This window comes from Bremerella cremea (genome assembly GCF_003335505.1).
Lineage (GTDB): Bacteria > Planctomycetota > Planctomycetia > Pirellulales > Pirellulaceae > Bremerella > Bremerella cremea_A.
In genome coordinates, this window is sequence record NZ_QPEX01000028.1 from 174280 (window position 1) to 197733 (window position 23454).

Annotated in this window: 16 protein-coding genes; 10 read left to right on the forward strand and 6 right to left on the reverse strand. The window is 54.2% G+C overall.

Annotated features, from left to right (window positions below):
- The first annotated feature begins 17 nt into the window (after nucleotides 1-17).
- The 10 genes from DTL42_RS14450 to DTL42_RS14495 all read left to right on the forward strand — a co-directional run bounded on the left by DTL42_RS14450 (nucleotide 18) and on the right by DTL42_RS14495 (nucleotide 11642).
- Nucleotides 18-1223, forward strand: a complete 1206-nt coding sequence (locus DTL42_RS14450; protein WP_114369439.1) for an NADH-quinone oxidoreductase subunit D — start codon at nucleotides 18-20, stop codon at nucleotides 1221-1223.
- A gap of 135 nt (nucleotides 1224-1358) precedes the next feature.
- On the forward strand, nucleotides 1359-2594 hold the full coding sequence (gene nuoH, locus DTL42_RS14455; protein ID WP_114369440.1) for an NADH-quinone oxidoreductase subunit NuoH: 1236 nt from the start codon (nucleotides 1359-1361) through the stop codon (nucleotides 2592-2594).
- Nucleotides 2591-3295, forward strand: a complete 705-nt coding sequence (locus DTL42_RS14460; RefSeq protein WP_114369441.1) for an NADH-quinone oxidoreductase subunit J family protein — start codon at nucleotides 2591-2593, stop codon at nucleotides 3293-3295. Before nuoH ends, DTL42_RS14460 begins: the two co-directional genes overlap by 4 nt.
- 25 nt (nucleotides 3296-3320) lie before the next feature.
- The gene (nuoK, locus tag DTL42_RS14465; protein ID WP_114369442.1) at nucleotides 3321-3656 is read left to right on the forward strand and encodes an NADH-quinone oxidoreductase subunit NuoK; all 336 of its coding nucleotides are present in this window, start codon (nucleotides 3321-3323) and stop codon (nucleotides 3654-3656) included.
- Complete coding sequence (nuoL, locus tag DTL42_RS14470) at nucleotides 3656-6094, forward strand: NADH-quinone oxidoreductase subunit L (protein ID WP_114369443.1); 2439 nt, start codon at nucleotides 3656-3658, stop codon at nucleotides 6092-6094. Before nuoK ends, nuoL begins: the two co-directional genes overlap by 1 nt.
- A 33-nt stretch (nucleotides 6095-6127) precedes the next feature.
- On the forward strand, nucleotides 6128-7894 hold the full coding sequence (locus DTL42_RS14475; protein ID WP_114369444.1) for a complex I subunit 4 family protein: 1767 nt from the start codon (nucleotides 6128-6130) through the stop codon (nucleotides 7892-7894).
- A gap of 20 nt (nucleotides 7895-7914) precedes the next feature.
- Nucleotides 7915-9624 carry an NADH-quinone oxidoreductase subunit N gene (locus DTL42_RS14480; protein WP_114369445.1) on the forward strand — a complete coding sequence of 570 codons (1710 nt, stop codon included), beginning with the start codon at nucleotides 7915-7917 and terminating at the stop codon, nucleotides 9622-9624.
- 20 nt (nucleotides 9625-9644) lie between these two features.
- A complete protein-coding gene (locus tag DTL42_RS14485) occupies nucleotides 9645-10085 on the forward strand; it encodes a hypothetical protein (RefSeq protein WP_114369446.1) in 441 nt (146 codons plus the stop codon).
- A 77-nt stretch (nucleotides 10086-10162) separates the two neighbouring features.
- Nucleotides 10163-10945, forward strand: a complete 783-nt coding sequence (locus tag DTL42_RS14490) for a TatD family hydrolase (RefSeq protein WP_114369447.1) — start codon at nucleotides 10163-10165, stop codon at nucleotides 10943-10945.
- Nucleotides 10946-11048: 103 nt separating this feature from the next.
- Nucleotides 11049-11642 carry a thioredoxin family protein gene (locus DTL42_RS14495; RefSeq protein ID WP_114369448.1) on the forward strand — a complete coding sequence of 198 codons (594 nt, stop codon included), beginning with the start codon at nucleotides 11049-11051 and terminating at the stop codon, nucleotides 11640-11642.
- Between the two features lie 40 nt (nucleotides 11643-11682).
- On the opposite strand, the gene DTL42_RS14500 is transcribed toward DTL42_RS14495, so the two are convergent.
- From DTL42_RS14500 to DTL42_RS14525, 6 genes are all read right to left on the reverse strand, one after another.
- Nucleotides 11683-12825, reverse strand: a complete 1143-nt coding sequence (locus DTL42_RS14500) for a carboxylate-amine ligase (RefSeq protein WP_114369449.1) — start codon at nucleotides 12823-12825, stop codon at nucleotides 11683-11685.
- 10 nt (nucleotides 12826-12835) lie between these two features.
- Nucleotides 12836-14104 (reverse strand): M20 metallopeptidase family protein, encoded by a 1269-nt coding sequence (locus DTL42_RS14505; RefSeq protein WP_114369450.1) that lies wholly within the window; start codon nucleotides 14102-14104, stop codon nucleotides 12836-12838.
- A 97-nt stretch (nucleotides 14105-14201) separates the two neighbouring features.
- On the reverse strand, nucleotides 14202-15065 hold the full coding sequence (locus DTL42_RS14510; RefSeq protein ID WP_234824213.1) for an MqnA/MqnD/SBP family protein: 864 nt from the start codon (nucleotides 15063-15065) through the stop codon (nucleotides 14202-14204).
- A 243-nt stretch (nucleotides 15066-15308) separates the two neighbouring features.
- Entirely contained in the window at nucleotides 15309-15866 is a 558-nt protein-coding gene (fliS, locus tag DTL42_RS14515) for a flagellar export chaperone FliS (RefSeq protein ID WP_114369451.1), read from the reverse strand.
- A gap of 104 nt (nucleotides 15867-15970) precedes the next feature.
- Nucleotides 15971-19732, reverse strand: a complete 3762-nt coding sequence (gene fliD, locus DTL42_RS14520; protein ID WP_114369452.1) for a flagellar filament capping protein FliD — start codon at nucleotides 19730-19732, stop codon at nucleotides 15971-15973.
- A 201-nt stretch (nucleotides 19733-19933) separates the two neighbouring features.
- Entirely contained in the window at nucleotides 19934-23164 is a 3231-nt protein-coding gene (locus DTL42_RS14525) for a flagellin (protein WP_114369453.1), read from the reverse strand.
- Between the last annotated feature and the right edge of the window lie 290 nt (nucleotides 23165-23454).

Below are 23454 nucleotides of genomic sequence, written 5' to 3' on the forward strand. Positions count from 1 at the left end.
CCAGAAAGAACTTGTTCATGAGTAACGCAAACCAGTCCGAAGTCATTGAGCTCGATGTCCGCACCGACGAGATGCTGGTCAACATGGGCCCGCAGCATCCCAGCACACACGGCGTGTTGCGATTGGTGCTGCGGACTGATGGCGAAGTCGTTTCAGAAGCGGTACCGCATATTGGTTATCTGCATCGCTGTGCTGAGAAAATCGGCGAAAACCTGACGCCACGACAGTTCGTTCCGTATACCGACCGGATGGACTACTTGGCTGGGATGAACATGAATCTCGGTTGGTCGCTGGCCGTCGAAAAGTTGTTGAATTACGACTTGCCCGACAAGGTGCGGCACACCCGGGTTATCATTGCCGAACTGAACCGCATTGCCAGTCACTTGGTCGGCATGGGAACCTACGGACTCGACTTAGGTACGTTTAGTCCGTTTCTGTATGCTTTTCGTGAGCGGGAAAAGATTCTGGACTTGTTGGAATATGTCTGCGGAGCGCGGCTGACCTACAGCTATATCACCCCTGGCGGCGTGACGGCCGACTTGCCTTCTGGGTGGCTGGAAAAATGCTCGGCTTTTCTCGATCAGTTTGAGCCGCAAATTCCAGGCTATCACACCCTTTTGACGACCAATGCCATCTTTATTAAGCGAACCACAGGCATCGGTCTTTTGCCGGCAGAAATGGCCATCGGTTACGGCTGCTCGGGGCCAGTATTGCGAGGTTCTGGTGTCGACTACGACTTGCGCCGCGACGGTGACGCTCGATATACCGCGTTGTACCAAGGGTACGACTTTGAAGTGATTGTCCAGAAGGATGGAAGCTACCCCAAGGATCAGGTTTACCCTGCGGTGCCAGACGAGGCTGTCTTGGGGGACTGTTGGCATCGTTTTTATGTACGCATGCTGGAAGTCATTCAAGCGATCAAGTTGATTCGGCAGGGGATCGGGTTCTACCAACAGGCGACCGGCGACTGGGGAACTCCTATCAAGCTGAATACGAAATTGCCACCCGGCGAGGCCTACTTAGAAACCGAATGCCCGCGTGGGCAAATGGGGTTCTACGTGGTTTCGGATGGGGGGGAATCGATCCCGCGTCGGGCCCGGGCACGCAGTAGTTGTTTTAGTAACCTTTCGATTGTGGAAGAGCTGTGTCGAGGCTGCTTGATCGCCGATATTCCGGCTATCGTGGGCTCGCTGGATATTGTGATGGGAGAAATCGACCGCTGATGTGGTCGTAAGTCTTGGCAGGAAAGGGCGATAATGCCGGCCAAGTAGTTTTCGTCGGACGGCTGTGCCGTTATCATGAGGCCGGTACGCGGCGAGGTTTCGCCAGCATCAAGAACGCACAAGGGACGCGCGCACGTGGGAGAGTACTTCGCAGGCTGGTTTCCCGCCGGATGGGAATTTCTGGGGTACACGCTTGCCGCGCTTATTCAGGCCGTTTTGCTGGTACATGTGATTGCCTTGGGAGCGTTCGTCTTTATCTGGGCCGAACGGAAAGTCTCTGGCCGTATTCAAGATCGCCTTGGCCCAACCCGCACTGGGGGGGCGTTCGGTTGGCTACAATCGCTGGCCGATGGGATCAAGCTTCTCTCGAAGGAAGACTTGATGCCCAAAGATGCCGATCCGATTCTCTTTCGCTTGGCTCCCTATGTCTCGTTTGCAGCTAGTTTCGCGGCTTTCATGGCCCTCCCTTTTGCCTTCGATTGGGTGGCCTTGCATCTCAACGTCGGGCTCTTTTTCCTGATTGCCGTGTTGGGCTTGGAAGTCTTCGGCGTGATCTTGGCTGGCTACTCGTCCGGTTCAAAGTGGTCTCTGTTTGGTGCCATGCGTCAGGCCGCTCAGGTGGTTAGCTATGAAGTTCCGCTGGGGATTTGTGTGGTCGTGCCCTTGATGATTTGCGGCACGATGGATTTGGTCGCGATTGGGGAGCAACAGCGAGGACTGTTTACGAACTGGCTGATCTTCCACGATCCGTTTATTTTCGTGGCATTTTGGGTTTACTTTACCTGTGCCGTGGCCAGTGTGAACCGGGCTCCGTTTGACCTTGCTGAAGCCGAAAGCGAACTGGTCGCCGGCTTTCTCACTGAATACTCTGGCATTCGCTGGAGCTTATTCTTCATGGCTGAATACGGTTCGATGATTCTCGTTTCGGCTTTGGCGGCGATTCTCTTTTTTGGGGGATGGAACGGTCCCCTCCCTGTTTTCAGTGGCTTGATGGATCTGGCCCCCAATTACTTGGGCAACTGCTGGTGGTTCGGAACGCTGGCGAATTTGTTTGGCGTGTTGAACTTATTGATCAAAGCCTCGATCGGTGTGATCGCGATGATGTGGGTTCGCTGGACGTTTCCTCGCCTGCGAGTCGATCAAGTCATCACCATGTGTTTGAAGTATTGCGTCCCCATCGCGGCGGTCTGCTTGCTGGGAGTTTTGTGCTGGACGGCGCTCGGTGTTCCCTTTTTTAACGATTTGCTTCCGTCGCAAGATCGCTCGCTTGTCCGAGAAGGCTGGGTTCGCGACGCTGAGAAACGTGCGGCCAAACGGATCGAGCAAATGGAAGCCAATGCCAAGCAGGGTTCACAAGGAGATGTCGAATGAATCTCCTCGGTGCCGCGATCGACGCGACCATCAACTGGCACAGCGTCATGTTCTACGTGACGTCATTAATCGCGTGCGGTTTTGCGTTGGTCGTTTTGCTCACGAACAACATCGTACGAATGGCCTTCGCGCTGATCGTTTCGCTCTCGGCGATCAGTGGACTGCTGTTTCTGGCAGGGGCCTATTTTGTTGGCACGATGCAGCTGATGATCTATGTCGGCGGAACCGTGGTGCTACTGATTTTCGGCGTGATGCTGACCGCCCAAAAGGCCTTTATTACCATGCGTACCAGCGCCGGCGATTGGCTATTGGGCTTACTGGTGGGCGGGACATTTCTGGCAGTGCTGGTGCAGTTGGCGTTCTCGATACCGCAGTGGGAAAGCTCGAGCTACCAAGCCAAGTCAGATCAAGAGCTAACGGCCTATGTCGCGGAACTGGAACAAGAGATTCAGTCCGGCAAGACGTTGTCGCAAGATCAGCGTCAGAAACTAGTCCAGCTAGAAGTCGAGGCAACCCAGGGCGAACCCCAGCGAACCGGCGAAATTGGTTTGGCACTGGTCGGCTTACGCCCTGACAAAGATCCGCAGCAAAGCGAAGGGCTTTCCGGCTATTTGTTACCGTTCGAGATCGTGTCAGTTCATCTACTAGTTGTTTTGGTAGGTGCCGCTTACCTGGCCCGAGCACGACGACAACAAGGCTAAGTTAGGAAAGGAGGATCGAAGAACCATGCAATTTTTATACGAACCAATCGGGCTATCGCATTTCCTGGCCGTCGGAGCGTTCCTGTTTGTTGTGGGAATTATCTGTATGGCGACGAAGCGGAATGCGTTGGGCATTTTAATGGGCATCGAACTGGTCCTGAATGGCGCTATCCTCAACTTCGTCGGTTTCGCGAGTCCTTATTTCCGAGAAGATAACCTGGGGCTCGATGGTCATTTGATTGCGTTGTTTGTGATTGTCCTTGCGGCCGCAGAAGCTGCCGTAGCGTTGGCGATCGCTTTGAACTTCTACAACAACCACGCGACGATCGATGTCGACAAGGCTCAAGAATTGAAAGGTTGATGGAGACGTTCGCCCCTTACCTTCCGACGCTTCTGGCGACTGCGGTATTGTTACCGTTGGTTTCGTTCTGCGTGATCTTGTTGGCTGGCCCTCATTTGGGAAGTCGAGGCCGGGGGGCATCGTATGTCGCGACGACGGCGATCCTGGGCTCGCTCGTTCTGTCGATCTTCGCGACCGGTATTTGGTTCGGCATGTACCAAACGCCTTCGTCCCATCATGGCGAGGATGCCGCGTCCGCCGAGCATGCTGAAGAAACGCATGCCGCCCCCCCGCATGAACCTCCGCCGGTAATTACCGGGCATGGCTACACCATCGCCACTTTGGCCGGGACCGAGGTGTCGATTAATTACTACATCGACGGCCTGACGATTTTAATGTTTGGCTTGGTAACGTTCATCGCCACGTGCATTCATTTCTACTCGGCAGGCTACATGCACGACGAATTGCATGGCGTTGTCGATCATGAAGCGATTCGCCGCGATGGGGAATCGGTCCGCAGGCCGGGGCGTTATGCTCGCTTCTTTCAGGCCTTGTCGCTGTTTTGTTTCAGCATGTTGGGCCTAATCATTTCAGGCAACTTCCTGATGACGTTTGTCTTCTGGGAATTGGTTGGCTTGTGTTCTTGGTTTTTGATCGGCTTCTACGTCGAACGTCACTCTGCTTCAACAGCCGCGAACAAGGCGTTCATCGTCAACCGCGTGGGTGACTTCGGGATGTTGATCGGCATGATGACCCTGTGGGCTAGTCTGGGGACGTTTAATTTCGGGGATATCGAACGCGAAGCGGACAAGCCTGGTGTTTTTTCGCAGATGCGCAGCGAGAAGGATCATTATCAGTTGGTCGTCCCCGATGGTATGGTCGCGCTGGCCGCGAAGCAAAAAGTCGAAGAACTGGCGCTGTCTGCCGAAGAGCCACTAAGTGCCGCTCAGTTGCAAGCGAAAGTTGACGAAGCGATTCCCCTTTGGCGAGATGGAACCACCGAAGGGGATTCCACACGATACGGTTACATGCTGTTGATCATTGCCGGACTGGGAATCTTCTGTGGCTGTGTGGGAAAGAGTGCTCAATTTCCTCTACACGTTTGGTTGCCAGACGCCATGGAAGGACCGACGCCTGTTTCGGCCTTGGTTCATTCGGCGACGATGGTCGCTGCTGGCGTGTTTCTCGTGGCTCGCTCGTACCCGATTTTCGTGCCGGAAGTTTTGTTGGTAATTGCTTGTATCGGTTGTCTGACACTGCTGATTGGGGCCTCAATCGCCCTTGTCGCGACCGACATCAAACGTGTGCTGGCCTACTCCACAGTAAGCCAACTTGGTTACATGATGCTGGCACTGGGCGTTGGCGGTTGGGCCGCCGGTGTGATGCACTTGGTAACGCATGCTTGCTTTAAGAGCTTATTGTTCTTGTGCTCTGGCTCGGTGATTCATGCGGTGCATACCAACGAGATGCCGCAGATGGGCGGTCTTCGTCATAAGATGCCTTGGACGGCATACACCATGCTGGTGGGTTGTTTGGCGATTGCTGGCGTCGGAATTCCTTCTGCGTTTGGAATTTCGTGCGGGCTAAGTGGCTATTACTCGAAGGACGCGATCCTCGAACAGATATACTCGTTTCGGATTATGAATCCCGTCTGGGGAAACATCTTCTTCGGAATCGCCGCTGGCGGAGCCGTGCTGACGGCGTTTTATATGTTCCGCATGTGGTACCTGACCTTCGCTGGCGAACCTCGCGCACGCAAGAAATACGATCATGCTCACGAGTCACCAAGAGTGATGGTGCTTCCACTGGTGATGCTGGCCGTTCTTGCTGTGGCGGTCGCTTGGCCGATTTACGATTGGTTCGGGTTGCCGACCCTCTCTCGCACGATCGAACAGGCACGCCCCGCTGGAATCTGGAGCGACATGACCGGCTTGGCCTGGCATGTGGTGATGCCCGAGGAATCGAAAGGCCATGCCGCATCGGTAAAAGGACCGGTGGGGCTGATTGCTTTTGCAGCGGCCTTAAGCGGGATCTTGTTGGCCTCGGTTTTTTATCTGTGGCGAACGCTCGATGTGGCGGATGTTCGCAAGACGTTTGTGCCGATTTATGGTTTCCTGTTTGGGAAATGGTATTTCGACGAGATCTACCAGGTTGTCTTTGTGCAGGGAACACTGTGCATTGCGGCCATGGTGGCTTGGTTCGATCGTAAGGTAATCGATCGCCTAGTCGACGGACTGGGCTGTCTGGTCGTGAAGCTTGCCCAGGCGGGCGACTTCTGGATCGATCGACGCGGCATCGATGGCTTGGTGACCTGGCTGGCCGATTCCACCTACGACCTGGGAAGTTGGCTACGCGGCTTGCAAACAGGGCACCTTCGGCAATACGTGATGTTGATCGTGGCGAGCACGGTTACGTTGTTTTTGATCCTGAGCTTTTGGACTTATTCCTTAGCACGTTAGTAAACCCGCGCTGGACTGCCGAAAGGCAATCGCATGGATAACCTCACACTTACCGTCGTTACCTCGCTGATCTTCACGCCTGTGTTGGGCGCGGTCGTGCTGTTGTTCTTTCCTTCCGAGAACAAGCCACTGATTCGCTGGTTTACGCTGCTGATTACCTTGCTAGTAATGCTGCCCACTTTGTGGATGGCGATGCCGTATAGCGAGCAGTTGAGTTTTCAAACCGAATTGGCCGGTGTGCAGAAGGTGATTCAGGTACCTTGGATCCCTTCTTTTGATATCCAATTTTTCCTCGGAATCGACGGAATCAGTTTTCCGTTGTTGATGCTGACGGCGGTGATTTCCTGCCTGGCGATGGGGGCGAGTTGGACGATCGATAAGTACGTGAAAAGTTACTGCGTGCTGTACTTGCTGCTCTTGGCTGGCATGATGGGCGTATTTCTATCGCTCGACTTCTTCTTGTTCTACATCTTCTGGGAAGTCATGCTGTTGCCGATGTATTTTTTGATTGGCGTTTGGGGTGGCCCGCGCAAGGAATACGCGGCGATCAAGTTTTTTCTGTACACGCTATTGGGTAGCGTGTTGATGTTGATTGCCTTGCTGATGCTTTACTTCAATAGCGATCTGAGGCAGCTTTCGGCAGATCAACTCGACGTAGCGCATGTGGCGGCCTGGGACGAGGCTGGGCAACGGCTTACCAGTGAAGCGTACAAGCAGCAGTTGGATGAACAAAAATACCCGGTGCATACGTTTAATATTTTAGCGCTGCAGCAATTGGGGCAGCACACCGATGTTTTCGATCAGGCGATCTTGGCCGGCAAATCGATTCAATGGTGGGCGTTTGTGTTGCTGTTCATCGGTTTTGTCATCAAGGTGCCGAGCGTGCCTCTGCATACTTGGCTGCCCGATGCCCACGTCGAAGCCCCCACGCCCATCTCGATGATCTTAGCCGGCGTGCTGCTAAAGATGGGGGGCTATGGGATTGTGCGAATTTGCTACCCGATTTGTCCAGATGCTGGATACGATTTGGTGTGGCTGGTTTGCTCGATCGGCGTAATTAGCATGGTCTACGGAGCGTTCGCTGCGTTGGCTCAAAAAGACTTCAAGCGGATGGTCGCCTACAGTTCGGTGAGCCACATGGGCTATGTGGTGCTGGGACTTGGGGCATGGAGTGCCACCGTGGGTAACGTTTTCGATCCGATCTCGTGGAGCATGGGCGTCAAAGGGGCTTTGTTCCAAATGATTGGACACGGCATCAGTTCCGCCGGAATGTTCTTCATGGTAGGCGTGATTTACGATCGTGTTCATCATCGCGATCTTGATAAGTTCGGCGGCTTGTACGGCAAGATGCCGGTTTACACGGCGATGGCCATGCTGCTCTTCTTTGCCGGCCTAGGGCTGCCAGGTCTGTGTGGTTTCATTGGGGAAGCATTTGTGGTGCTTTCTGTTTGGAAGTTAAGCGGAGCGTTGGCTGTCGTTGCCGCTTTTGTCGTGATTTTGGCGGCCGCTTACATCTTGTGGGCGATTCAACGGGTTTACCTTGGCCCTGAGTATCGCGGTCCGCATGAAGACGAGCTAAGCGAAATCACCCCGCGTGAGTTCCTCATTGCCCTTCCCTTGTGCGTGTTGGCGGTGGTGTTGGGTATTTTTCCCTCGATCATGTTTCGCTACATGGACAGCACGGTCGACCAGCAGATCGCCGATTTGACCGAGTGGACCGAAGAGGTGAAATATCCTCGCCTGCGTGCCGAACGTGAGGCCGCGCAAGTCGATGAAGATGAAGTTGCCTCGAAAGATTAGCACCGAGCCGTTGACCTGATATGTTCTTCACTTTGGTGAATCATCTGACGTCCGATACTCTCGCCAGCCTCTTGGGCTTTGGGGCGGAGTTGGTCTTGTGCGCGACGATCGTGGTGATTTTGTTGGCTCGGATGTTCCGCTTTTCCGAGAAGATCGATTCCGTTTACTTGGCATTGATCGGAACCGTCGCAGCAATTGCCATTCTTTCGCCTCTGGCTCCCTGGGATATCAGCCAGAGCCCGGCTCGGATGGTTGCCATCGGCGAACTGCCACGCGTGGAACTGTTCACCGGCATGTTGGTTCAAGATGGTTTCGCCGTGGTGACCAAAACGACCTTGCTGGTGTTTCTGCTGTTGTTCTTTTTGCTGGTAACGCTCACAAAAGTTCATCGCCAGGAAGACAACACCGACTTCATCACGCTTATTCTGGGTTCGACCTTGGGCATGTTTCTCATGGTCTCGGCGAACCACATGCTGGTCGTGTTCTTAGCGATCGAAATGGCATCCGTCCCTTCTTACGCACTCGCGGCGATGCGGCGAGGTGATCCGAAAGGTTCTGAAGCCGCGCTCAAGTATGCCGTTTACGGAGCCGGGACGGCTGGCGTAATGCTGTATGGAATGAGCCTACTTTGCGGGATGTTAAACTCGGCCCATCTGCCAACCATGGCGATTCGGCTGAGCCAGATGGCTGGCGAAGGCTTTACGCCAGCTCAAACGGTCATTCTGGTGATGGCCGCACTGATGCTGTTTGCCGGGCTGGCGTTCAAGCTTTCGGCGGTCCCTTTTCATCAGTGGTGCCCCGATGTGTTTGAAGGGGCAACGGCAGAGGTCGGTGCGTTTTTGTCGGTTGCCTCGAAGGCAGCCGCTTTGGCATTACTTCTCCGCGTGGCCTTGGGTTTAGGGGCGATCGAAAGTGCTCCCCAGCCGTTGATTGCTACCGGAGAGGTGGCGGCGAATGTGGTCGAGACGAATCGTACCAGCGAGGTCGCAGCCGATTCGCAAGCGCCAACGGAAGCCATGCAACCGGTGCGAATGTTTATCTCGCTATTGATTGCCGCGATTGCGGCGGTGACTTGCACGTTTGGCAATCTGGCGGCGTTTGCCCAGACCAACATCAAGCGGTTGTTGGCCTATTCCACAATCGCCCATGCCGGTTACATGATGATGGCCGTACCGCCAATTCTTATTCTGGCGCCGATCAATCCGGAGGTCGCTGGTTCCTGTGCGGGATATTTAGCGTTGTATGTGGCGATTTATTTGTTGATGAACCTGGGAGCGTTTGCGGTTGTCGCCTTGGTACGCGATGTTACCGGCAGCGAAGAGATTTCGGACTACGCCGGGATGATCAAGCGGAGCATGCCGATTGCGATTTGCTTCACGATCTTGCTGGTGAGCCTCGTCGGGCTGCCTCCTTTGGCGGGCTTTATCGGCAAGTTCGCCGTTTTCGGAGGCTTAGCTCATGCTTACCTACTTACCGGCGAAACCTATCTGGTTGCCTTGTTAGTGGTGGGGTGTTTGAACACCGTAATCAGCTTGTTCTACTATCTTCGCGTGGTGAAGATCATGACGATCGATCCCGTTCACTCCGAGGCTGCCCCAATGCAGGAGTCGCCTGGGGTGTTGCAGCTAGGCTACTTATGGGGGCTGACGGTGCCGGTGTTGGGGTTGATTGCCGGTTGGGACTTCCTCAATGTCTGGCTCCAGGCAGCCGTGCGTGGTTTGGTAATCTAGCCTAGAAGGACCTGATCGGCATGTTGCCAGACAATCAACACCAGTTGCTTAACCGCTTGGCGGCTCTCCACCATCGTTCGTTGCCGACCTACCTGACGTATGCCAAGCCATGGATACCTGTCGGCCAAGAAGACGATGCCCACGTTATCGATGACATCGCCGCCGATCATCACGAGTTGGTGGAACGTGTTCTGCAGGTATTGGAAAAGGACGATCGGCCGATTCACCTGGGGGACTTCCCCATGGACTATACCGACCTGAACGATTTGTCGCTCTCGTATATTTTGAATGAACTGAAGATCTACGAACGGAAGCTTTTGGCAACGCTAGAAGAGATGGCGCTCTGGGCGGATAAAGATGGCCCCGCTTTTCGCCTCGTTCAAAGAGCTACCGGACTTGCTGTTGGGCATCTGCAAAACTTGGAAGAAATGGGAACCCAAGCCCCTTCGATTCGTCCGTAGATCGTGCCGCCATTTGGGTTCGGTGCGATAGGCTGTTAGAAATTCGCCTTTAGATTCCCCTGGGAGAAACGCAACTCGTGGAATGGTTCGATACGCATGCCCATTTGTTTAATGAAGGGCTGTTACCGCAAATCGACGATGTACTTGCCCGGGCGGAAGCTGCTGGTGTGGCAACGATGGTCGCTATCGGAACGACGCTCGAAGATAGTCGCATCTGCGTCGAATTGGCAGAGCGTTTCCCCCAGGTTTATGCCTCCGTAGGAATTCATCCGAATCATAGCGCCGAGGCTCAAGCTGGGGACTTAGACCAAATCGAAAAGCTGCTTACGCACGAAAAAGTCGTGGCTCTTGGCGAAACAGGGCTCGATCGACATTGGGACTTCGCCCCGATCGAACTGCAGAAAGAGTACCTGCAGTGGCATGTGGCTAAGTCGCGCGAGTATGGCAAGCCGCTAGTCATTCACATGCGAGATTGCCGCGAAGACGTTGTCGAGTTCCTGCAAGCCGCGCGAGCGGATGGCCCTCTGGCCGGAATCTTGCACTCTTACACCGGCGATGCCGAACTGGCGGAACTAGGTGTCGACTGTGGTATGCACATTAGTTTTGCAGGCATGCTGACCTTCAAGCGAAATCAAGAACTGCGCGACGTGGCTAAGACGATTCCGCTTGATCGACTTCTGGTAGAAACCGATTGCCCCTATCTAAGCCCGGAGCCTTGCCGTAAGCAGCGGACTAATGAGCCAGCTCTCGTTGTTCATACCGGTACCTGCCTGGCCAACCAGCGCGGGATCAGCCCTGACGAGATGGCACGAATCACCACGGCAAACGCCCGGAAATTGTTCGGCATTGCATCTGCTTAGCGATGCCTGGGGAGGCTGCCTTGGTTGAGGGATGTCGCTGGTTCGTTAGAATACGGAGACACCACACGAACAAGTCGAACCCCCAAACCTAGGACGTTTATCGATGGTTAAGACCGCCAGCACTATGCTCCCTTTGGGAACATCTGCCCCTGATTTTTCTCTGCTGAATGTCGATTCCAAGACCGTCTCGTTGGCGGACTTTGCCGATGCCAAAGCGCTTGTGGTGATCTTCATGTGCAACCACTGCCCTTTCGTGAAACACTTGGCACCAGCGTTGGCTGAGTTCGGTCGTGAGTGCCAAGCCAAGGGAGCGGCGGTTGTCGCGATTAGCTCGAACGATGTTGCTAGTCATCCTGACGACTCGCCTGAGCAAATGGTTCACGAAGCTGAAAATCGTGGTTACACGTTCCCTTATCTGTACGACGAAGATCAAAGCGTTGCCCAGGCCTACAAGGCTGCTTGCACGCCGGACTTTTACGTTTTTGATGCTGAAAAGAAGCTGGCCTATCGTGGGCAGTTTGATGCCAGCCGCCCTGGTAACGACGTTCCGGTAACTGGCGACGACTTGCGTAAAGCGGTGGACGCCGTGCTGGCTGGGCAACCGGTTCCCGAACCGCAAATGCCCAGCATCGGTTGCAACATCAAGTGGATCGCTGGTAAGGAGCCTGAATACTTCAATCCGGCTGGCACCGTTTAGCTTTATTGCGTGCTGTTATCGAACTAGGCCCTGACGGTGCCTAGTTTTGAGCGGAATCGGCGGCCTTGGAGAGACGTGATCCTTCCGACAAGATCCGAACCATTTCAGCCGCCGAGCCTGTTTTTTGTAGCAGCGTGCGCTGCTGCGAGGCCCAGCTAGGGCGATTGGCAATAACGTTGCAATGCTCTAGATAATCAGTGCATTGCAGCCGTTTGGCCAAAGGAGCCAAGGTGGTAACTAGCCGCTGCGTCATTTGGGGGACCGTTTCGACATCGAAGGTAAACGAATTGACCAACCGTGCCGCAGTACCAAACCTGGCTGCCCGCCATTTGTTTTGCCGAACCATCATGGGGTGGCAGTCGTGCTGATAAGCCCCTTCGTCGATCTCTCGCGATAGATGCACGATCAGGCATTGCGTCATGGCCGTCAGCGCTAAGACATCTTCCAGGCTGCCTGGCATATCGCAAACACGGACTTCCACTGTACCGAAATTATGATGAGGACGAACGTCCCACCAGATCTCGCGAATCGTATTGATGAAGCCGGTGTCGACCATGTGGTTGACGATCCAAACGTACTCGCTCCAGTTACGCATTAAGGTCGGAATGCCAGCGGTTGGCAAGCCTTCCATGATCTTGGTCCGATGCGAAGCCAGGCCGGTATCGCGTGCTTCCCAGAATGGGCTGGAACTGGAAAGGGCGAGTAACAGCGGCAGGTACTGCATAATACGGTCACAAATCATGACCGCTTTATCGCCCGATTCGACCCCGACATGCACGTGCAGGCCTTGAGTGACCAAACGCCGAGCCATCTCTTGTAGAAGTTCCAGCAGGTCGAGGTAACGCTGGTTGGGCGTAACTTTTTGCTCGCTCCATTTCGAGAAAGGATGCGTTGCGCCCCACCACAAGCGAAGATCTAATTTGTCGAGCACCCCTTCGATCTGCTTGACCCGTTTGGTCAAATCTTCTTCCGCTTCGGCCACGGTATGACAGATGCCGGTGTTAATTTCTAGACAGCACTGCATCAGTTCGGGCTTGTAAAGCTCGCGCTGATCCTCTGGCAGTTGATCGAGCACACGATGAATGGCCGAAGCCAATTCCATCGTTTTGCTATCGATCAGGCCGAGTTCCAATTCAACTCCGAGGGTGGGGTAATGGTTGGAACGAAACTCGATTTTTGTCATGGGGTTCGTCCTAGTCCAGGGGCGAATCGTGATGAGTAGGCGAGCGTGGTGTCAGCAATTGATCTTGCCAACGCGAGCCAGGTTCAAGGGCGGCGACGGTGCTGCGTGCCAATAGATTCGCTCCAAAGGCCAGCACGCGTTCGTCGATATCAAAGTTGGTACTGTGCAACATGGGCCAATTGCTTGTCCCAGGCGTTGCGCACCCTAAGCGGATCATCGCGCCTGGGACATGGTCTAAGTAAAACGCAAAGTCTTCTCCGCCCATGCTGGCACGTGGAATTTCGTGAACCGAGGGCATACCCATAAACTCCACACAGTTCTCTTTGAGCAGATCAATCAAGTTGGAATCGTTTCGAACCGCATCGGTGCCCAGGTCGAATTTGACCTCAATCTGGGTTTGCGTTGCCATGGCGATGCCATCGGCGATTCGGTGAATATGACGGATCGTGTCTAGGCGAGTCTGGGGAAGTAGCGTGCGGAGCGTCCCTTGCAGTTCAACCGTCTCGGGAATGACATTGGGACTTGCTCCGCCGTGGATCTGCCCAAAGCTGGCCACTACGGCTTCGTGCGTTTGGGTAACACGCGGCAGGGCTAGGTAAAGTGTGTTAATTAACTGGGCAGCAGCAGCGATCGGGTCGTTGGCTTCGTAGGGGCGGGCCCCATGACCACTAGAGCCGTGGATCTTAATCCAGATCTCCTCACAACTGGCCGTTAGCTCTCCTTTGCGAAAGCCAACTTTGCCAAAAGGAAGGCCTGGCTCCATGTGAGTGGCGATAATTGCCGAGACATCTTCCAAGGCCCCGGCCTTGATCATGTCGCGGGCGCCGGTGCAGATTTCTTCCGCAGGTTGAAAGATAAAACGAGCCCGGATCGGCCAAGGAAGCTCGCCGTTGCGCGCTAACTGCTGTAGAGCTTGAGCGGCCCCAAGGACGACGGTGGTATGGGCATCGTGACCACACGCATGCATGATGCCCTCTTTTTGACTGCAATAGGGGACGTCTTTGCAATCATGTATTGGCAGGGCATCGATATCACCGCGCAGAGCGATTACGCTTGACCCTTCCTGGTCGAACGTATCGAGATCTGCGATGACGCCGCGACCATCAGGTCCCATGCGGACCGATAGTCCTAAGTCCCCCAGAATTTGATAGAGGGTCAGGCTGGTCTGAAATTCTTCGCCGGAAACTTCCGGATTGCGATGTAGGCTGCGACGAAATTCAATCAGCGAATCATTGATTTGGTCGATTTGAGCACATAATCGCGATTGCCAGGCGGTCATTCTGTTGGGAGTACCTCTCAAAACGGGGAATCTGGTACTCCAATCCTACCATGCAATTGGAGTACCAAGCATCCTCAATTTGAAAGGAGGTTGACCCTTAGCCAGAAACGAATTCTGGAGTGATCAATTCAGGGATCGCGCCCAGTTCGTAACCTTCTTTCAAGAATCGCGTCACCGATTCCCGGCCACGGTCGCCGAAATCTATCGTCCAGTCATTCACATACATCCCGACGAACTTGTCGGCTAGTGAATTATCGAGCCCACGGCCGAACTGCAGGGCGTAGTCGAGTGCCGGTTGGCGATTCTCGAGTCCGTAGACGATGCTTTCTTTGAGAAGACGTGTGACTTCGCGAATCGTCTCTTCACCGAGATCTTTGCGAATGCCGTTGGCACCCAGCGGCAACGGCAAGCCATCGGTGCGATCGTGCCACCAAACGCCTAGGTCAACAATTAGTTGCAGATCTTGTCGTTGGTAGGTCAACTGGCCTTCGTGAATGATCAGACCAGCATCAACTTGCTTGCCTTCGTACTCACCGGCGGCGGTAACTTCGATGATTTCGTCGAACGGAACGACCACATATTCGAATTCCGCACCAAGATACATGCGCAGGCCAAGGAATGCCGAAGTGAGCGTGCCGGGGACGGCGATCGTCTTCGACTTCAACTCGTCTCGCGAGTACTTCTGCTTGGCAATGACCATGGGACCATAGTTGTCCCCCATGCTGGCTCCGCACGAGCAGATCGCGTACTTATCGTGCAGATGAGCATACGCGTGGATGCTGATCGCCGTTAGTTCTAACTCGCCAGAGAAGGCACGGCGGTTAAGCGTTTCGATATCGACCAATTCGTGCTCGAACCGGTAGTTGCCGGTGTCGATTTTATCGCAGGCCAGTGCATAGAACATGAAGGCATCGTCCGGGTCTGGACTGTGCCCCACGCGGATCAGTTGTTTCTCGGCCAAGATTCTGGGTCCCTGCCTGATTGGGTGCGCTATGGAAATTCAAACCGTCCATTGTTGCGTGGATTGGCGCTTTCCATCAACCAGGGAACCGAGAGGAAATGGAAGCAATAACGCCCGATTTTCCCCTAGCAGGGGGAATTCTCGAAGTCTGCGCACGAAATCAAACTCTTCGTTCAAGCAAGTGGCCGCAATTTCCTCCGTTTTCGGGATTTACCCCTAAAATCGGCGACGCGGCGATCGGCATCAAGCATCGAACGAGATGCCACCACTATTATTGCCGTAGTAGTCACCGCCATTGTCGTACCCGTAGGAAGTACTGGAACGGGCGGAGGACTCCTCTGAGGACGCGTCGAACTTGCCCATGATCTCTTCCGCATCGGACGAGGTGATTTCACGTTCCTGTTGCGAGGGACGCTCTGGGGCTTCGGGCATCTGCAAGCAAAGTTCTTCCCACGTTTGGCGTTCTTCGTCGAGAACCTTGATCACGCCGTCTAGACGATGATATTCGTCTTCGGCATGCAGTTGGGTAAGTTCCCGGAAAATGAATGTGTAAATGCCAGCAACATCCTTCATTAACTGGCCACCATCCGGGCTGATGTTCGACAGGATCAGCGCGACGATTTCACGACAGCGAAGCAGTTTTTCCCAGGCGGCTTCTTTCTCACCTTGATCGTGCAACTGCTGAGCCTGGTAGGCGTAGCGAATTGCGCCGTTGATCATCATGAGTTGCAATTTCTGCGGAGTCGCCGTGAGAACTTCCGTTTCTAAATAGCTATTAGGAGAATCTGTGCTGAAGGTCATTTAGGTCTCGTCTACAGTCGGGAGAAGTTTTGCGGGGACCACTCTCGGGGTTTTATCGACCAATCAGTGGACTGCCTTTGAGCGAATCGGCATTGCTGCGGTTTTTACGTCCCATCTGCCGAGATGTAACCGATACCAGCGAGCGCAGTCTGGTTATTCTGCAATTTGCCGATGGTCTCTTCTAAGTTGTAGAACTGAGTCAAAAGTTGTTCCTGTTTGCGGGCCAGGCGATCGTTCATCGCCTTGATGCGTTCGGTGTTTAAGTCGGCCCGTGCTTGCAGTGTCACCGCTCGGCTGACCAGCATCGAGTTGCCTCTGCCGGCAAATTGCTCGGTGAGGTTAAATACTTTATCCGCAAAACCGGTCGTTTCCTCGGTAAAGAACTTCTCGACACCTTCTGAATCGCTTGCAAATGCAGCTTTGAGTTTGTTTGTATCGAGGCTCAACTTGCCGGAATCGCTCACATCGAAACCAAGTTGTTGGAGCGACTGGATTTTCCCTAGGCTCGAGAATCGCGAGGTGAGAAGCCCGCCAAGTTGCGTGTCGATTCGCAAGGCTTCGTTCGAACCGAACAAGACACCGGTCGAGTTGTCCGACTCGTTGAAGAAGGTCTTTTCGGACAGCTTATCTCGCAAGGCGTTGTATTGCGTGACGAATTCATCGGCAACTTTCAGGAGCGATTCGTCCGAACTTTGGATGTTGATGTTAATCGCCGATGTTGACGCTTCGTTGACTTTCAGCGAAACGCCATCCAGCACTTCATTAAATGTATTGGTACTGGATGAGGTCAGAATGCCCGTCGAGGCATTCGACGCCGAGCCGAAAAGAAGCAGCGCGTCCTGAGCTTCGACAATTTCATCGAAACCGAATTGTGACTGGCTTGAATCGAGCACGACACGTCCCGATTTTCCCGAGATGTCGCTGACCAAGGATAAACGGTACGGGTTTGTGCCGGTGCCTGTATTCAGGATGCTAGCAGTAATACCGACATCGGCGTCGTTCAACTTCGAGACCAAGTCTTCGATCGTGTCCCCGTCTTCGATCTCGATCGTTGTGACCTCAGAACCTTCGATCACGGTGCGCGTGACACCATCGACCTGTTTCTCGACGCCGGTTCCCAGTAGGCCAAGATCAGCGGCTGTATTGGTCGATCCTCCCTCGGTTACCGTAAGGGTACCGGTCCCGGTCGATTTGTCAATTAAGACAATTCCGTCCCCTGCATCATTGATGCGGGCTTCGACATTCAAGGTGAGTTCCGAGTTGACCTTGTCGATGAGGTCGCCGACCGTTTCAATCGACTGATCTGTCAGATCGAAAGTCCGTGCCTGGCCATCGCTATTACGAATCAGGAACTTACCCCGTTCGATACCCTTGCCACCTTTGAGATCGGATAGCTTCGTATCTTCGTTGACGAACTGGCGATCTAGGCTGCCTGAGTTTACGCTTAGGGCGGTCGAATCATGTTCGATTTTCAGGAGCGTGGCGCTCTCGGTGCCGTCGGCATTGGCAACGATAAAGTTGCTGTTGAACTGTCCACTGGTGTCGGTCAGCGAAATGCCGTTGCCAGCTTCATTGATTTTCGCTTTGACGGCCAATCCCGATTCGTTGATCAGCTGCAAGACATCTTCCACTGTTTCGGCGGAAGAAAGGTCGATATTCGCCGAGACGCCACTGCGGTCGGTGATAGCGATTGTGCCTGGGTCTCCCAGACCATTGCCACCGCCGAGCGACGAAAGCAGGGTGGTCTTCAAGCCTGATTGGAGACGGTCGCTTGTTAGGGTTCCTGCAGAAGCCGTCCCGGTAAGTCCTAGATCTTCGGCAGTCGAACTGTTATTGATGCTTGCGACCGAGAAAGATCCACCGTTGTCCGTCGACAGGTCGATCAGTTCAATGTGATCTCCATCGGCACTAATTTGGGCCCGAAGTTTCGTGGGATCGGTGGCGTTTATCGCATCGATCAGTTCCCCCAGCGTTTGTGGAGTGGAGGCTTCGGAAGCTGCTCCTGCGGTAGTCTTGGCGGTTGCCGAAGCTTTGACGATCCGGTCACCCGCTGCACCGCTTGGCTTGGTGGCCGTGAATCGCGAACTGACTTCCGCATTGTTATTCAGGGCGGTGGCGATATCGGTGGCGGTCGATGCGCCTGCTTCGATTCGAACGGTGATCGTCTTCGAGTCTTCATCGAATTCGACGACCTCGTTGCCTTGGGTGACTGCTCCGTCGGCGACGTAGTTGAGGACGTAGTCGTCGTAGTCGCCCCCTTTGATTTTCGCCGTAAGCGTGACTTGCCCATTACTTGAGTCATCAGGCGTAGTGGCCGAAGACTGCTGAATGCCGCCTGAAGTAACGGCGGTGTCGGTGACATCGACCAGGCCGCTACCATCACTGCCACTGCCGTTGGATGCCGTGAATATAGCGGAGGCGGTCGGATCGTTGTTGATGGCGTCGATCACATTGGTGCCGGTCGAATTGCCAGCATCAATATGAACGGTTAATGTCTTGTTCTGAGGATCGCTGTCATCGTAGACAACCGTTTCTGAGCCGGCGGTGACTCCTGCATCGTCCACGAAGAGAATCGTAACGTCATCGTAAGTGCCACCGGTAGCGTTGGCTGTCAACGTGATGGCCGCGTTGGAATCTACGGCAGTGGTGGTGGCTGTGGCATTTCCTGTCGTGGCGACGGTGGTGACCGAATCCTTATTCGGATCGATGATTCCATCCCCCAGGCCGCTATTGACCGTGCTGGCAGTGAAGTATTGACTCGCCGTGGCGTCGTTAGCCAGGGCAGAGACAATGTCGGAAGCGGTCGTGTTGCCGGCATCGATTTGGAATGTCAGCGTCTTGGCGTTGCCGTCAAAGACGACTGTTTCGTTTCCTTTGGAGACGGTCGCATTATCTTGGAAGATAATCTGCACGCCATCGTATTCGGCACCGTTTTGGACGGAGGTGAAATCGAGACGGGCATCACCAGGTTTGATCGTGGCTGTTGCGAAATCTTCTGGCGCGGCAGCTTTGCCTAGTTCTACTTCCAGCGAAGTGCCATCACGCAGCGAAACCGAAAGGTCGGCTCCATTCCGATTTAAACTAATTCCGTTCCCGTCGTTCAGGGTAGATAGTAGCGTGTTGGTGTGCAGGTTCAGGAGGTCATCGCCCGTGACGGAATTGGCGGCAATGTTGATGCCTTCTAAGCCCAGGTCAGCAGCGGTTGTGCCACTGCCGATTGCTTGAACGATCAGGTTCGAGGTCGTTTGGCCGGACGTATCGGTCAGTTTGATGCGATCGCCATCGACCGATGCGGTTACCTGGATGGTGTCGTTATTGTTGATGGCATCTAAGACGTCGTCGATATTTTGAGCGTAGCTAAGGTCGATGGCCGCGTTGGCCCCGCTACGGTCAGTGATGCGGATTTTTCCTCGTTGAACGCCCTGGCCATTGTTCAGTTCATCCAGCGAGATGCCGTCGTCCAGTTTGGGCCCGTGACTAATTTGGATCGAGCCACTGCTGAGTGGCTGGGTCAAGGATGAGACGCCAGAGCTAAGCAATTGCTGCGATTGAGCAGTGCGCACTGGGGTAAACTGGTAGCTGCCTGTCTTAGGAGTACCGGTAACGGTGGCCGAGAGGAAAGAAGTGTTCGAACTGGTCGCCTTGGCGGCAGTGAATAGGCTGGTTTGTTGAAACTTCTTCGCGGTGAATTGAAAGCTGAGTACGCTCGCGGTCAGCTCCGCGATCGCCTTAGCTTCGTCATTGATCAACTCCGTTCGACTGACGAGAAGGTCGCGTGGTTTTGCTTCAATTGCTAGCAGTTGCTTAACGGTGTCCTGAATCGGGATGCCCGTTACAAGTCCGGTGCTTGCTTGAATGCCTGCCATGGAAATCGATCAAGTGGGTGAGCCGAAACTCACGCAGTAGTCCCAGAGGTTCTCCGCGTCATCTTAATTATCGACTACTAAACAAGGCTGGCTGGATGCTTTTTCTGATTAGGTAAACTTTTCTGGCTGCTGTTTTCCACAAAAAACGCCCGACCAATAATGGCCGGGCGTTTTTTCGTAGGCTTAGGAATTGAGTTTCCGTTATCGGAGGAGACTCAAAACCGATTGTGGGTTCTGGTTGGCGATACCCAACACCGAAGTACCCGATTGGACCAGAATCTGAGCACGCGTCAGCTTGGCCGATTCCGCTGCAAAGTCAGCGTCACGGATCGAGCTTTCGGCGTCGGTCAGGTTGGCCAACGTGTCGTTCAGGGTGTAGATATTCGATTCCAGAGTCGTTTTCTGGAATGCACCCAAGCGACCGCGAAGCTGTGTCACCACACCAATCACTTCGTCGACGATGCTGGCCGCACCACCCACGTCAGCGGTTAGGCTCTTGGCACCGCCAGATCGCAACTCGAACAAACGTCCGTTCACGCCACCCAAAGTCGCCGTGCTGACGCTTTGAATACCGAGACGAGCTTGCTGGTTGCTGACCACGTCAGGACCAAGTTGGAACAACGCACCACCGCCCGAAATTTGGAACTCAAACTTCGAGTTATCGCCGACATCGGCACTCAGCGAGAAGTTAATGTCGAGCGACGAGGTGTTGATCGAGGCTCGCAAACCATCACCAACCGCTTGAATACCGTTGATGCGAACATCGATGTCGGTACCGTCCGAACGATCGGACGAGGCACCAGCTTCGTTGGTCAGGTTGAACGTTCCGCTCAAAGCCTTGACGCTGACAAAGCTGTCTGTACCGTAGCCGGTGGCCTGGAAGGTGAGTCCCAGGTTTTCGAGGTCGGAGTTGCCTTGGAGCTTGGCACCTTGAACGCTACCGTTATCCACAACACCGCCAGATAGGGTCGCAGTATCATCGCTGGTGACCACGCCGGCACCGGTACCGCCGGCAGTGGCAGTAAACAATGCGGCGATCTCAGCGTCGTATTGCGATTCGCTGGAAGTGAAAATGTCCTCGATGTCCGCTGCCGTTGTCACGCCCTCTTCGACAAAGAAGGTCAGTGTCTTGGCGGCCGCATCATATTCGGCTCGTTCATCGGTACCACCGGTAACCGAACCATCGTTGACGAATTGAATCGTCACGTCGTCGTACGCAGCACCTGTGCTAACGGCAGTGAAGGTTAGTTGAGCATTTTCGCCGTTCACCGCGAACGTGGTGCCGGATGCCTGCGAGTCTTGCAGATCGGTGCCGTTAGTCGCGAACGTGATATCTTCGGTGGTGACCGAAAGAACGCCCGAACCATCGCTTCCGCCAGAGTTGGTAACGCTAATGCCTCGCGTGGTCAATTCGGCCAAGGCATCGGCTGCATCGCTGGGGTCGCTGATGAACTGGCTTGGATCGTCAAAGAAGGCGATCAAGTCGTTCGCTGTGGTCTTGACGATACCGTTTTCATCGGTTTCCAGGTTAACGATCAGCGTACCCTCGGAAGTGATGCCACCGGATGTACCACCGGTAGGAACGGTCAGGTCTGCGATCGTCACAGCATCCGAACCGTCGCTCGAACCGAAATTCTCGGCTCCGAAGAACTGACTGACGTAGGCATCGTTGTTGACGGCATCGATGATGTCTTGAGCCGTCGAAACGGTATCATCAATGTTGATCGTCAGCGTCTTATTTTCTTTGTCAAGGATAACGTACTCGTTGGTCGCACCCGTGACGTTCGCATTGTCAACAACGGAAACGGTATAGCCGTCGTATTCGCTTCCCTTCAGCTTCGCTTTAATTGCAAAGCTGCCGTTGGCGTCGTCATTTTGAATAACGGTGCTTGAGAAGTCTTCGACCTTAGGATCCGTGGTCGTATCGATGCTGAGTCCGGTACCCGGATTGGAAACAAAACGGATATTAGGATTTTCGCCTGGTGCAAGGAACTGCAATAGCGTGTTTTGCTCAGCAACGCCGCTGTATGCGACATCCGTGAATTCCGAAACAACACCGTAGCCATTGTTGCCGGCTTGCAGCGAGGCAGTGACCTTGTTATTGCCCGTTGCGGCGTTAATCGCTGTCACGACATCATTCGCGGTTGCGATGATGGCACCACCATCGACACCGTCTGCGGTTGTGCCCGAGGCACCTGTAGCAGTAATTGCACCCGCACCTGTACCACCAGTTTGCTCAACCAGTGCAGCAGTGAACAAGTCAGAAATGGCTTCGTTGTCGAAGGCGCCGGCATTGTTGACTGCGGCCACGACCTGGGCAGCAGTCGAAGCGGCATTCTTGGTAATTGTTAGCGTTTTTGCATCGGCGTCGTAAACAACTTCTTCCGAGCCGGCGGCAGCACCATCGGCCAAGATGACCGAAATACCATTGTAGTCGGCCCCCTTCTGCTTCGCCGTAATGGTAAAGTCGTTGTCCGTGCCGGCCGTGTCGACGGTAACGGTGGCGGCTTCGTAGTCTTGCACGCCTAGGGCGACTTCGATCTGAGCCGGATCGCTACCAACCGGAGCTGTGTAGGTTGCCGTCGTGGTGGACGAAGAACCTTTGGTGTACTTGATGCGAACGTCGCCCGCTTCAAAGCCGGCTTCGTTGGCGGTCAAGAGAACATCGTTGTTTTCGCCGTAACTGGAAGCAACAAAGGTACCCTTGGTAGCGGCTGTTTCGAGAACGGCTTCCACACCGGTGGCGTCCGAAACCAAGTTCACAGCGGAAGCAACTTCTTCGATGGTCGAACCCTTGGCGAAGTTGAACGCTTCTGTACCGTTGCCGCCGCCGATTTGCAGCACGACGTCTTCGGCGATGGCACCGAAGTTGTAGTTGAGTTGGCCACGGGTAGCTTGCTTCACCACGTTGACTTCCACGCCAATCGCCGAGGAGGAACCGAAGTTCGCCTGATCAATTCGCAGACCTTCGATCGAGGACGAATCAACGTTCTGCGTGATGAAGTCCAAGTTGCCGTCGAGTAGACGCTTGCCTTGGAATGAAGTGATTTGGGCGATACGGTCAATGGCTTCCAGCGACGAGTCGATCTGCAACTGGTTCGCAGCGACTTGGTCGTCACTCAACGCACCCGTATTGGCGGCTTCTGAGATCAAGCCACGGATGTCATTAAGCAGCTGGCTAACCTGGCCGAGGGCACTGTCGGCCGTAGCAATCAACTGGTTCGCACGTTCACTGTTGGTGATCGCCTTTTCCACGTTGGTGATATCGCTTCGCAGCGATTCACTTGCGATCAAACCCGCGGGATCGTCCTTACCACGGTTGATACGCAGACCGGTACTCAAACGACCAAGAGCCGTTTGGAGGTCATTGTTCGATCGCGCCAGAGTATTCTGGGCAACCAAAGAGCTGACGTTGGTATTGATTCGGGTCATTTTAGGACACCCCTCCTAGTTGAGGACTACGTTTGTTGCCAACCGAGACGGGGAGTCGTGACTCAGCTGGTGCGGCTGCAAAACGCAGCCCCGAAATATTGGTAACGAACGACTATCTTTTTTGAGTGGGCCACTCGTCGGGCTTACAAATCATGTAGCCAATCTGGGCTTGCCCCTTCGTTTCGTTTCCTTTGAGCTAGCTATGCAGACAGCGCAGCTTGTTCGAGGATTCCGAAACATCTAAATGGGAAGATCGTCACACTTTGACACTAGCTTGAGATAAAGGAATC